Consider the following 12,929-nt stretch of genomic DNA (forward strand, 5'->3'; position numbering starts at 1 on the left):
ATTTGCAAGTTCAAAAGAATAATAAAAACAAAATTAATGAATTCATCACAGCTAAGGAAGTACGCTTAGTTGATCATAATGGTGAAATGGTTGGAATTGTTCCAATAGGACAAGCTTTGGAAGTTGCACAAAGTGTTAATTTAGACTTGGTAGAAATTGCACCTGATTCAACTCCTCCAGTATGTAAGATTCTGGACTATAGCAAACAAAAGTATGATATAAAAAAGAAGGCAAGTGAAGCAAAAAAGAAACAAAAAACATTAACTATAAAAGAAATTAAACTCGGTCCTAATATTGGTGATCACGACTACGAAACAAAATTGCGTCAAGCAAGGGATTTTCTTGTGCATGGACATAGAATTAAAGTCACAATGAAATTTAGAGGGAGAGAGCTTATGAACATTGAAATTGGACTGGAAAAATTAGAACGGCTAATTAGAGACGCTGAAGATATTTCAAAAGTAGAATTAGCACCTAAAAGGGAAGGAAATCAATATTCTTTAACTTTAGCTGCTAAGTAGTAAAATCATTTAAAAGTATAAGTTAAGTTACTATCCTCTCTTCAATTATATGACGAAAATGTCTGATTAATCCTTGAACTGGCCAAGCTGCAGCATCGCCAAGTGCACAAATTGTATGCCCTTCTATTTGAGTTGTAAGGTCAAGTAGCTTATCTACTTCACCAGGTTTAATATTTCCTGCTACCATTCTTCTCATAATTCTCCACATCCATCCAGTGCCTTCACGGCATGGTGTACATTGTCCGCAGGACTCATGCATATAGAAATGTGATAATCTTTCTATTGCAGCTATTATGTCAGTTGATTTATCCATCACTATTACAGCAGCAGTACCAAGCCCTGATTGTGCAGCCCTTAATGAATCAAAATCCATTTCAATAGTATCACATATAGACTTTGGAATTAATGGGACTGAAGACCCACCAGGTATTACAGCAAGTAAATTATCCCAACCTCCTCGCACTCCACCTGCGTATTTTTCAATTAATTCACGCAGTGAAATTCCAAGCTCTTCTTCAACATTACATGGATTATTTACATGCCCTGAAATGCAAAAGACCTTAGTGCCAGTATTATTTGGTTTACCAAGAGATGCAAACCACTCTCCTCCGCGATTTAGAATATCTGGAACCATGGCTATAGTTTCAACGTTGTTTATTGTGGTTGGGTAGCCAAAAAGTCCAACACCCGCAGGGAATGGAGGTTTCATTCGAGGAAAGCCCTTTTTTCCTTCAATTGATTCAAGTTGAGCTGTTTCTTCTCCACATATATAAGCTCCTGCACCTCTGTGAATGAATACATCAAGATCATAACCTGATTTGCAGGTATTTTTTCCAATTAAGTTTTCTTTATAGGCTTCCTCAAGTGCCTTTTTTAGAACTAAATATTCATTATAAAATTCACCCCTGATATAAATATATGCAACTGATGCGCTGATCGCTCTGCCAGCTAGAAGAATTCCCTCAAGTAACTTATGTGGCTCATATCGTAATATATCTCTATCTTTACACGTACCAGGTTCTGACTCATCTGCATTGACTACTAAATACGCTTTTAAAGGATTTTTAGGCATAAAGCTCCACTTAAGGCCAGTAGAAAATCCTGCACCCCCTCGACCTCTCAAGCCAGATTTCTTTACTTCATCAATGATTTTTTCTGATCCTAAATCCAGTAATTCCTTTGTTTTTTGCCAACTACCACGTTTTTTTGCACCTTCAAGTAGTGGTGTTTCTTTACCATTTAAGTTTATGAATATTTTATCCTGTTCTTTTAGCATGCTTTTAAGATTCTAAGTGATCCCGACGCGATTCGAACGCGTGACCCACTGATTAAAAGTCAGTTGCTCTACCGGCTGAGCTACGGGATCATTTTATTTTTCAGCTACACTAAACAGTAATATAGTTTTTATCCGTTTTAATCAAACTAAAATTTTCATGTGTGATTAAATAAATTACATAATGTACTGCATTAGTGATAATTTAATTAAAAATTTTTGAAGGAAAACTTCTTGTTAATTAACAGATTTATTTGGCAAAGCTGACATACAACTCTAAAAAGATAGAGAATTTTACATAACTGCAGAGTTTGTGCACTATTGAGTAACAGATAAATATTTCTTGCATTTCAGCCTGAGTTATTTATGCTTTAAGCAAGAAGTGGGGGCATAGCTCAGCTGGTAGAGCATCTGTTTTGCACGCAGAAGGTCAGCGGTTCGATCCCGCTTGCCTCCACCAGTCTATATTAGCTCTAGCACGCCACAAAACCTGTCAAAACAGCTTATTTTGATCCATAGCTGTACGAACATTCATTTTTGGAGGTAAATTGCACAGCAAATGGTGTCATTCCAGTGCTTGACACTGGAATCCAGAAATTTTGCTTATAACTGAGCTGATGAGCTAAAGGTCGTTGTCTTATGCTAAAACAAACGTTTTTAATTAAGTTGCATAGAAGCTGGATCCCAGTGTCTGGGCACTGGGATGACACCCCACTAGTGGCCCAAACTACAACGTTCGTACAGTTGTGATTTTAATCTAGGAGTGTTTTATACTAGTTTCCTAAAAAATCCCTCTTTCTGTAACTTTTCTTTATGCAAGTAATATTTGTTATTACAATTCTAGTACAAACCAATTTAATCATAAATTAATCAATAAATGTTAGAATAGATATAATTAAATTTATTAGATAATACTTATGAGTGGAAAAAAACTTGTCTTTAAGATGGTACCCGGAGAGGAATTATCAAAAGGATTTGGTAGCAGCGTCTATTGGCCTGACTTTTTTCGGTTTCAATCTGTTAAAAAAGTTAAGCTTGTGCAACTGGAAAAAGAAGATGAAGCGATAGAATTACCAATAAGATTATGCGGCAATAACATCGCTAGAGATGGGTTTTATTGCATAAGGAATGAAGAGGGGAATGCCCTAAAAAGTATTCTTTCTAGAAATAAACCAGGTTATTCAGAAAACGATTGTGCATTTGTATATTACGGTGATATGTTGGTCAAGCTATCAATGGAATCGAAGTTTATAAGTAGAGGAGATGGTGGTAGTAGTTTGCGTAATAATGTTAAATCTGAGAGATCGGAACATAATTATGTAACACAGGAAGAGCTGGATGATACTTACAAATATTATTTCTCAGATTATCAAGGAAATATTATTAATTCACCTGACAATCAGGCATTACAATATATTGGACTGGATGTCAGTGAAGAAACAATAAAAGATATATTATCTAAAATACCAGAGAATATAATACTATCAAAGATGTTTGCTAAAATTTTTGTTGAGGAACTAACAGAAGGTCAGTTAGAAATTCTTGCCAATACTCTTCGTCCAGGCCAAATAGAGGATTTAGTAGAGCACTTAACAGATAATCAATGGCAAGCTTTGGTGAGTCATTTAACCAACCACCAATTACACATTCTTGTTCATGAATTAAATCAAGAAAAGTTAAAAATAATAGTCCCCTTATTAAATAAGGATCAGGTTACGAACTTAGTAAAAGACTTTAACCTAGATCAAGTAAAAGAAATTTTCCCTCACCTTACAATGGATCAGCTCCAGGTGGTTATCAAGACAATGAGTAATGATCAGTTTGTAAAACTAATACAAGATGCACCTGAGCAAGTTTTAAGCACTCTTTTTGACGAAGCATTAAAAAATCGACTTCCAACTTTAGTAAAAACTTTAGAAGAAGATACATTACATAATTTAGTTAAGAAGCTAGACCACGATAAACTTGCAATAGTAGCTCGAGAGTTAACTGATGATTCTGATAAGATTCAGATGGTTGTTAAGTCTTTAGCTAACAACCCAGAAAAACTTCAAGCTTTTGCTCGCAATCTGTCTCATGAGCAGTTTAAAGAACTTTTGGATAATTTAGGTGCAGAAGAGCTTAAAGACATCATTCACAAGCTGCCTTATGAGAAAGTGACAGCTGTGATTGGTGATCTCAGCAATCAAGATCAGTCTAATGTTACCATTGAAATGTTGAAAAAGGTGTTGGACGAGAAGTTGGAAAAGAAGTCCAAGGAGTGCAATGAAAAGCAGAAAGAGATGATTGAGATGCTTAAAAAACTTGAAGTAGTAAGTGGTAAAGATATAGACCCAACTAACGAAAATGAATGGGAGGCTCCATATTTTCAAGGTACTGATACTGAATTTGACAGCAATAAAATAGCGTATTCAGTTACGTATGATGAAATAACGTTCGCTTAAAAGATCTGGAGAAAATCGTCTAATCCAGTTTAACTAATTTTGAAATTTTAACTTTTTATAGGAGTCAATATGAATAATGGCACAGAATTTAAAATACTAAGCAAATTTGAGCCTAAATTTAGGAGTAAGAGCCTGGAAAATAAAGATACAATACATGCTAAAGAGTTATATAGCATTCTGGATAAGGTCGTCATCGATCTAAATAAGGACTTTGTTCCTCTATTAGAGGAACATTTTAGTAAATTAATTAATACGATCGGTAGTGATGAAATACCAAACACTTTAAAACAACAGCTTAAGAAGTTGAGAGACGAAATAGATGAGTTAAAATCAATGAATGTGATAGACCCAACTGACGAGGATCAATGGGAAGCTCCACAATTTAAAGGTGATAATATTGAACTAATAGCAGTATAAGAGCGTTAACCTGATCATCTTTAATTTGACTATCAGTAGGCTAGAAGAAGTTGCATATATAATTTTAATTTTTCTATAGGAATTAATATGAGTAATTACAGTGAAAAAGAAATGAGCGAAATGAGGGATTTTGACTATAAAGCAATAAATGACTTAGAAGTCAAAATTAGACCTAAAAACTTTGAGGATATTAAAGACAACCCTGTATCAGCTAGCTACGTTAACGTAATCATAGAAAAATTTACCAACGATTTTAATCAGACACTTGTTCCTAAATTAAATAATGAATTTTACCTACTTATCGAAAACTTGAATAGAATTCAAGGCGAAATTGTAGAATTAGAGACAATAAACCATAATAACATAGATGGCTGGGAGTAATAGCTATATTGCAGCAATTATAAAAGCAATAGCGTGCTAGCAGGCTGTTACTCTTTTCACATACTTTTTGGATACAATTGGGTTAGGGAGTTTGGTTTAAAACTTTCGGCTTGTAGTTCTCATCATGTTTTGCAAACACCATATCTGCAAAAAAGGTACTGTTATCAGACATTTTACCTTGCACAACAACACCACTTTTTTCTGAAAACATTGGTGGAAGTATTCCCTGATATCTCACCACAACGCTTTTGTTAAAATCTGTCATCTGAAAAACTACTTCGCTTTCGCTCCGTATCACGCTATTTTCAACAACCATTCCACCAACACGGATTGGCTTTTGATTATTTGGTAAAACTATTGCCTCACTTACTGTATAGAAAAATGAGATATTTTCTTTGAGCGTTGTTAAAATAAAAAAAACTGCACAACTTAAAAAGCAGAAAATTCCTGAAGTTATAAGTAATCGCTTATGTTTCTTCTTCATTGTTGCTTTTAAGACTTTCTAAGTTTTTTTTACTTTTTATATAGCAAGAAACGGTAAAAATCAAATTTCCACCAATCAGTATGAAACTAATAAGGTAAGCAAAAATTACATATGTATTCATAATGCACTGCCAATAAATAACTCACCTGCATCAAAATAAATTAAGCTTCCATCCTTTTGCTGCAACACCAATTTACCACTTTTGTCTACATCAGCAAAAATTCCTTCATACAATTTATCAGCTAACTTTATAGTAATTTGCTCGTTCACTTTGAATGCTCTTGTGAGCCACATTTCTCTTATAGCATAAAACCCATCAAATAGCCATTGCTTTCTTAGCTTATTAAAATTTATTATTAATTCCTTTAATAGATCCATGTTAGACACAGATTCACCGTAATTGCTAATGCACATTGTTCCTGGAAGTGGTGCATGATTGACATTAATTCCAATTCCTATAACAAGCCAATGCGAATTGGACTTTCTTTCAAGCAATATTCCACTGATTTTTTTATCATCAATCAAAACATCATTTGGCCATTTATATTGAACATTACTATCAGCTATAAATGACAGTAATGTATTGCCAACAGCAACAGCAGTCACAAAAGTCAATTCTGTTAATTTACTGATGTCTTTAACTTGACTCGTTAAGCCTACTGTTATCCCAGTACCATCCGATGTCATCCCAGTGCTTGACACTGGGATCCATGCTTCTTGATTCCTAGATTCCAGCGTCACGCGCTGTAATGACACCGAAAGTGGGCTTTTATCGAGATAATTGTTAAAGAGGTTTACTACCAAACTTGCATAAAAATTACCCTCGAGAGAAATCCAGCTTTTTCTAGTGCGCCCCCTACCTTCTGTTTGTTTATCAGCAATAATGACAGTTTCATTAGATATCCCTTTCTCAATTAAATCCAATGCTTCTTTATTAGTACTTGAAACTTCTTTGTAGTAATGAATATGAAAGCACTCAAATACTTCAGGGATCATTTTCTTAATTCTATCAAAAATTATCCAGAAAAACTGTTGCTACGGTTAGCAGAACTTGATAATACAGGTGATTGCATACTGCTATATGGAGTCCTATTGTCATTTACGTTATAGGACGTTGCTTCAGGACCACTTTCCACACCTTCAATTATTGAGGTTAAAGATGGTTTATATTGGTAAGCTAGTGATGGTGTAATTGAATCACCCCAATTAGTATCCCAAGAAGTATAACTATTTGCCATACTAGCATGATTAGAACAAGACGCAGATGTAGTTATTGAAACGTCAGTTGAAGTTACACTACATACATCATCAGCTTTGTGAAAATCAATACTATTAGGCTGTTGCTGTTTACGTTGATCAAGTGCTACCCGTAGTTTAGCAAACATTGGTAAGCTAGTCAATGCTTGACCTAGACTGTTTAGAGGAGAAGACGTGCTTGGATAAGAAGGCAATGAATCTAATAATGTGTTCTCTCTAGTTTGTTCGCATGGAACCCTATTATCATTTACATCATAGGACATTGCTTCAGGACCGCTGTTAACATTTGTTTCAGTAAGTGGAAATTCCCGTTCGTAATTAGGAGCTTCCCCTGCATTCTCAGAAAGTCTAGTATAATTTACTTCATAATCAACGCTATCAAAATTTTTTTTATTTACATCATATAAAAGCTCCTTCTCTGGTTGAAAAGACTGCACTGATGGATTATCACTTCCTAAGCTTGCTTGTAGACTCTCTGATTCTTGTATTGATGAAAACATAGAAGTATGACAACTGCTAGAGCAATTACGCATAAGAGATACCCGTCTTCGATACTCGAATATATCATGAACATTATTTAGTTCAGAAAAAAACCTAACTCCTCCTGACCGTTCTTCTAATTCTTGGGTGATACTAACACTAGGAAGGCTATTGTTGGCAATTATTGAGTCCTCAAAGTCACTGCCCCAGGAAACGTCAATATCTATTGTACTAGCCTGATTAGGTTGTTGCCTTCTTTCATTTAATGCATAACTAAGCCCCAAGGCCAGTTTTGCATTATGTAAAGTCTGAGATTGTTGGGGCAAATATATTGGAAGTGACATATGTTCTTGATAATTTTTGATGGAATTACTACCATCTCCCAAATTGTTGTGCGCATCCACAACAATTGACGGCAATTCAGGAAACGATTTGAGTTGATCCATGCTATTTAGAGGCGAGGTGGGTTCTGGATATGGTGGCAACGATTCCTCTGTTTGTTTAGCTTGCTGATCAGCACCTTTAACCATAACGTTTTCAGGTTGCGGTGTTTCTGTTTCTTCCACTGCTGGTGGTTGTTGTGGAATAGGAATAACCGACTTTTCAGACTCTTGCGAAAGCAACGGTGGCGTAGGAGTAGGTGCATCTTTTTCTTGTACTAGACTTTGTCCTTTTTCTTCATTTTTACTTCTTGGTTCGCTACTAACCTTATTAGATTTACCCTTACTGCGTATGGCGGAAATAGTAAATGCTGCTAATGTAATTACTGAATCTAATGCAGAAACTACAAAAATGGCAAAAATTGCCAGAGGAGCTGTAGAAATTACAATACCAAATTTAATTACTAAAGCAACATAAGGAAAATATAAAACAGCTACAGTGCTCGATCCTCCTAGCAAGAGAGCGGCAATTGAAAATTTCAAAACAGTTTTTCCTTTACTCATTGTTCACTACACCATATTAATTAATCACTAATTATAAACACTAAATTGTTAATTTGTCAATGAATTAATCAATGAGTAAAGATCTTCTACATACAAGAAAAGAACGAGGTTGATCACTGAAGCTACTGAAGTGATCATGAATAGACCCTTAGAATAAGCAACCTTATTACCACTAGCTTTATCGAAATACATAATTTTTATGACATTTAAATAATAGTAGCATGATATCACACTCGCTATTACAAGGATCAAAGACAGGCTGATAAAGCCAGAATTTATTAAACTTTTGAATATAAAAAATTTAGCGATAAAACCTGCAAGTGGAGGTATTCCCGACATTGAAAGTAACAGTACAGAAAGATGAAATGCTACAATTGGGCGTTTCTTTCCTATACCAGATAAACTTGCAACATCACAATCATCATCGTCAATTTGTACGAGATATGAGAATAGCCCTATGCTTGTGATGATATATATCACCAGATACATTAAGGCACTATCTGTTCCTGCTTGTGTAAAAATAGAAAGTGAAGCAAATATAAAACCAATGTGACCAATTGAACTGTAAGCAAGCAGCCTTTTTAAGTTTTGCTGACGCAATGCCCCAAAAGCTGAGATAAGCACAGACAATGCTGAAACGTATAAGAAAATAGGCTGAACATAACTTTTTACATTTACTAACTCTTCATTCATCAATCGAATTAAAAATGTTACAAGTGCAGCTTTTGGGGCCGTAGAAAAAAACGCAGTTACTATGGTAGGTGCACCTTGATAGACATCTGGAGCCCACATATGAAAAGGAGCAATAGCAAGCTTGAAACACAAACCAATAAGGATAAAAACTAACCCAAAAACTATTCCATAAGTTATCTGATGGTTTTGCAAGAATGAACCGAGCTCAGAGAAATTAACTTGTCCTGTATATCCATAAAGCAGCGACATTCCATATAGCATAATGCAGGAAGATAGTGCACTAAGTGTAAAATATTTCACTCCTGCTTCACATGAATAAGCTGAATCTTTATTAAAGCTCGCAAGAACATACAAAGATATACTCATCAACTCAAAAGCTAAATAAAAAGAAATCAGGCTATTTGCTGAAACTAAGGTTATCATGCCAAATAGCGCAAAAAGAATCAGTATTGAAAATTCATATTTATAGTCATATTTTGATAAATTCAGCAGAAAAAGTATTAAAATTCCTGTGCTGAGAATTAACCCTTGGGCTGACCTGATGTATAAATTGAGTTTTAACAACGAATTAAAGAGAAAAATTTCATTATTTTCTGCCGAAATAATTAAAATAATCAAAGTTACCACTGTGCAGCCAAGTGCTAATAAGTTGATAGTTCGGCGGTTAAATATAATTCCAAGCAGTAGCAACACTAATGAGGAGATAATAGAGAACGTTTCCGGCAATATCTGTATATAATTCATAGCGCATTATATTTTACTAACAAATTTGCCATACATGGCTTCAAATAATTCAGTGCAAGAGTTGGGTAAAATCCAAGCAAAATAACAAACACTGCAAGCAAAATTAAGACAGAAAATTCTATGCTATCCAAGCGATCATTTAATAATTTAGAATAGCTAACCCCCCATATTATTTGCTTACATAAATTCAGCATATAAACTGCGCTTAAAATAGTGCCAAGTGCGATAAATCCTGTAAAAAACCCTATGCTCTTAAACATTCCAACCATAGCCAAAAACTCGCCTATAAACCCAGATGTTCCGGGTAGCCCTATTGAAGCCATTGAAAATAAAATGAACATAAAACCAAATTTTGGCATTGTATTTACTATGCCAGAATACTTTGCAATTTCCAAAGTTCCAGTTCGAGTATATAACATTCCAACACACAAAAACAAAGCAGCAGAAATAAGGCCATGACTAATCATTTGAAATACGCTACCCAGCACTCCTTCCTCACAAAATGAAAAGAGGCCAGCGGTAACGATTCCCATATGTGCTATTGAAGAATAAGCTATTAACTTCTTTATATCATTTTGAGCAAACGCAACTAGAGAAGCATATATCACCGCAATAATGCTCAGCACAACAACAAAATTTGAAAAATACAAACTTGCCTGAGGAAGCATTGGAATAGAAAACCTCAAAAATCCATATCCTCCCATTTTAATAAGCAAGCCAGCTAAAATCACAGACCCAGAAGTTGGTGATTGCACATGTGCATCAGGAAGCCAAGTGTGAAATGGAAACATTGGGACTTTTATTGCAAAAGAAATAAAAAATGCAATCCACAGCAATGACTGTACTCCAAGATCAAGGCTTGGCACTAATGTGGCTAATTTTTGTATATTAAACGTCCCAAAAATGCTATAGATGTACACTAATCCAAGTAGAAATAATAATGAGCCAGTTAATGTATAAAGAAATAACTTAAACGTTGCATATACCCTGTGTTTTCCTCCCCAAATGCCAATAATAAAGAACATTGGTATTAAAACAGCTTCAAAAAACACATAAAAGCTTATAGCATTCAGTGAAACAAAAAACCCGACTACAAAACTCTCAAGCAGTAGAAATAATGCCATATAGGCTTTTAGGTTCGTATAACTCATTTTGCAGTTATAGAGTATACAAATTACAAACAAGAAAGTTGTAAGCAGAAGGAAAGGCAACGATATACCATCTATCCCTATTCCTACATTCTTGATTGGATAGCTGACAAACTGAAAGTCCGCATTGTTATAATCAAATTCTATACAAGTTACAATGCTAAGCAAAAATGGAAGTATAGTAAAAAATAGGGCAAGGAATCTTAGGTGTATAGATTGATGATTAATCCTGATCGAGGATAAAATCAACGCTCCTATCAGTGGAAGCAAGAATATACTAAGTAACAACACCTTCTATTTAATTCCAATAATATATAAAGCACCGATTATTAAAGTAACAAACATAATAAATGCATAATCAAATATATAACCATTTTGTAACTTTATAGAAATTTTTGAACATTCATTAACCAACCTTACAACACCATTTGGTCCAAATGAATCAATAGCCTTAACATCAAACTTCCATAAAAGCCTAGATATAAACCTTATCGGTGCAATTATAACAAACTCATACACCTCATCAAAGTACCATTTATTCTGCAAAAACTTAAGTAAAAATTTACTCTTAATTTTCCTAATTACTTGATATTGGTAAATTAGGTACGCAAGTGCTATTCCACTTAGGCTCGCTAAGGTTGGCAGCAGTTTTATAAAGAAATTATGAACTCCATGCTCATCAATCACCATTAAACTTGATTTCCAAAACGCATTACTAGTTATGTTCAAAATATTTGCTCCCCACACTCCAGAAAATACCGATCCAAAAGCAAGTATCAGTAATGGTATAAGCATAATCTTTGGTGCTTCATGTATATTAATTTTACTTTGTTTTTGGCTATGGAACACAAGAAGCAATAACCTCCAAGAGTAAAACGCTGTGAAGAATGCAACAACTAAGCTTATTACAAAAGCAAAGCTATCCGTGCTATAAGCATGTTCAATTATCAAATCCTTTGAGTAAAAACCTGCAAATGGAAATATTCCAGAAAGCGCAAGAGACCCAATCCACATGAGAGCGTAAGTGCAAGGGATTTTCTTCCAGCAATTTCCCATTTTCTGAATGTTTTGCTCATGATGCGTTGCATGAATTACATTGCCAGCACCAAGAAATAGTAGAGCTTTAAAAAAAGCGTGTGTCATTAAGTGAAAAATAGCAAAATTGTAAGCAGAAAGCCCACATGCCATGAACATATAACCAAGTTGACTGCAGGTTGAATAAGCAATTATTTTTTTTATATCATTCTGAGTAATCGCAACGTTGGCTGCAAAAAAAGCAGTAAGTGCACCAACGATAACTATTAATTCTCGTGCCACATTTGATAACTCAAACAATGGAGAACATTTTGCTACTAAAAATATACCTGCTGTTACCATCGTTGCTGCGTGAATGAGTGCAGAAACAGGGGTTGGCCCTTCCATTGCATCTGGCAACCAAACATGTAAACCAAGCTGTGCAGATTTACCCATACAGCCGATAAAAAGTAATATGCATATTATATGAATTATTTTAAATTCACAGCAGAATGGCCTAATGTTCTGCGTGCCAAGAAGATCAGTTGTGTCAAAAACTTCAGTAAAATTCAAAGAGTGAAATGTATAATAAATAAGAAAGATTCCAATCAATAGTGCAAAGTCTCCTACCCTATTCACAACAAATGCTTTAATTGCTGCATTATTTGCAGAATATTTTTGGAACCAAAATCCTATGAGTAAATAAGAACACAGGCCAACCCCTTCCCAGCCAAAAAAAAGCTGCACGAAATTATCGCTTACAACCAGCACAATCATGCAAAACGTAAATAGCGATAGGTAAGAAAAAAACCTCGACTTTCCTTTGTCATGCTCCATATAACCGATAGAATAGAGGTGGACTACTAGTGAAACGGTGGTAATAACAATAAGCATTAAGGATGAGAGAGCATCCACACTAATTGCCCAATTTACTTTTAATACACTTAATGAAAATAGAGGAAATAAACTCAAGTGATAATTTTCAGAGAAGGTGAGAAAAACATACCAAGATAAAACTGCAGATATTCCAATCCCCGCCGTTGTAACTAACTGACTTTTTCTAAAAAGTGCTGCAAATAGCGAACCAAAGAGTGGCAAAAATACTATTAATTTCAGTATATTCATCATA

The 12,929-nt window shown here is 34.7% G+C and carries 12 protein-coding genes and 2 tRNA genes; 5 read left to right on the forward strand and 9 right to left on the reverse strand.

Annotation, left to right across the window (positions count from 1 at the left end; translation table 11 throughout):
* Positions 1–2: 2 nt before the first annotated feature.
* Positions 3–521, forward strand: a complete 519-nt coding sequence (infC, locus tag BWZ41_RS02240) for a translation initiation factor IF-3 (protein WP_143689261.1) — start codon at positions 3–5, stop codon at positions 519–521.
* A 22-nt stretch (positions 522–543) separates the two neighbouring features.
* On the opposite strand, the gene nuoF is transcribed toward infC, so the two are convergent.
* Together nuoF and BWZ41_RS02250 are read right to left on the reverse strand one after the other, a co-directional pair.
* Positions 544–1,797 (reverse strand): NADH-quinone oxidoreductase subunit NuoF, encoded by a 1,254-nt coding sequence (gene nuoF / locus BWZ41_RS02245; RefSeq protein ID WP_143689262.1) that lies wholly within the window; start codon positions 1,795–1,797, stop codon positions 544–546.
* Positions 1,798–1,814: 17 nt separating this feature from the next.
* Positions 1,815–1,887, reverse strand: a tRNA-Lys gene (locus tag BWZ41_RS02250).
* Between the two features lie 291 nt (positions 1,888–2,178).
* Here BWZ41_RS02250 and BWZ41_RS02255 point away from each other — a divergent pair.
* The 4 genes from BWZ41_RS02255 to BWZ41_RS02275 all read left to right on the forward strand — a co-directional run bounded on the left by BWZ41_RS02255 (position 2,179) and on the right by BWZ41_RS02275 (position 5,036).
* A tRNA-Ala gene (locus BWZ41_RS02255) sits at positions 2,179–2,254 on the forward strand.
* A gap of 457 nt (positions 2,255–2,711) precedes the next feature.
* Positions 2,712–4,238, forward strand: coding sequence for a magnesium transporter (locus BWZ41_RS02265; RefSeq protein WP_143689264.1), 1,527 nt, complete (start codon positions 2,712–2,714; stop codon positions 4,236–4,238).
* 69 nt (positions 4,239–4,307) lie between these two features.
* Positions 4,308–4,655 (forward strand): hypothetical protein, encoded by a 348-nt coding sequence (locus BWZ41_RS02270; RefSeq protein ID WP_143689265.1) that lies wholly within the window; start codon positions 4,308–4,310, stop codon positions 4,653–4,655.
* Between the two features lie 87 nt (positions 4,656–4,742).
* Entirely contained in the window at positions 4,743–5,036 is a 294-nt protein-coding gene (locus BWZ41_RS02275) for a hypothetical protein (protein WP_143689266.1), read from the forward strand.
* An 82-nt stretch (positions 5,037–5,118) separates the two neighbouring features.
* On the opposite strand, the gene ccmE is transcribed toward BWZ41_RS02275, so the two are convergent.
* Genes ccmE through nuoL form a run of 7 tightly spaced genes read right to left on the reverse strand, consistent with a single transcriptional unit; the run spans position 5,119 to position 12,928 of the window.
* Positions 5,119–5,520 carry a cytochrome c maturation protein CcmE gene (ccmE, locus tag BWZ41_RS02280; protein WP_143689267.1) on the reverse strand — a complete coding sequence of 134 codons (402 nt, stop codon included), beginning with the start codon at positions 5,518–5,520 and terminating at the stop codon, positions 5,119–5,121.
* The gene (locus tag BWZ41_RS08645) at positions 5,504–5,641 is read right to left on the reverse strand and encodes a CcmD-like small membrane protein (protein ID WP_162848924.1); all 138 of its coding nucleotides are present in this window, start codon (positions 5,639–5,641) and stop codon (positions 5,504–5,506) included. The genes ccmE and BWZ41_RS08645 overlap by 17 nt, the downstream gene beginning before the upstream one ends.
* Positions 5,638–6,516 (reverse strand): biotin--[acetyl-CoA-carboxylase] ligase, encoded by an 879-nt coding sequence (locus BWZ41_RS02285; protein WP_143689268.1) that lies wholly within the window; start codon positions 6,514–6,516, stop codon positions 5,638–5,640. Before BWZ41_RS02285 ends, BWZ41_RS08645 begins: the two co-directional genes overlap by 4 nt.
* 20 nt (positions 6,517–6,536) lie before the next feature.
* Entirely contained in the window at positions 6,537–8,201 is a 1,665-nt protein-coding gene (locus BWZ41_RS02290) for a hypothetical protein (protein ID WP_143689269.1), read from the reverse strand.
* Between the two features lie 48 nt (positions 8,202–8,249).
* Positions 8,250–9,638, reverse strand: coding sequence for an NADH-quinone oxidoreductase subunit N (locus BWZ41_RS02295; protein WP_143689270.1), 1,389 nt, complete (start codon positions 9,636–9,638; stop codon positions 8,250–8,252).
* On the reverse strand, positions 9,635–11,077 hold the full coding sequence (locus BWZ41_RS02300) for a complex I subunit 4 family protein (protein WP_143689271.1): 1,443 nt from the start codon (positions 11,075–11,077) through the stop codon (positions 9,635–9,637). The genes BWZ41_RS02295 and BWZ41_RS02300 overlap by 4 nt, the downstream gene beginning before the upstream one ends.
* Before the next feature lie 3 nt (positions 11,078–11,080).
* Complete coding sequence (gene nuoL / locus BWZ41_RS02305; RefSeq protein WP_143689272.1) at positions 11,081–12,928, reverse strand: NADH-quinone oxidoreductase subunit L; 1,848 nt, start codon at positions 12,926–12,928, stop codon at positions 11,081–11,083.
* Between the last annotated feature and the right edge of the window lies 1 nt (position 12,929).

The organism is Wolbachia endosymbiont of Nilaparvata lugens, from assembly GCF_007115045.1.
In the GTDB taxonomy this organism is placed as follows: domain Bacteria; phylum Pseudomonadota; class Alphaproteobacteria; order Rickettsiales; family Anaplasmataceae; genus Wolbachia.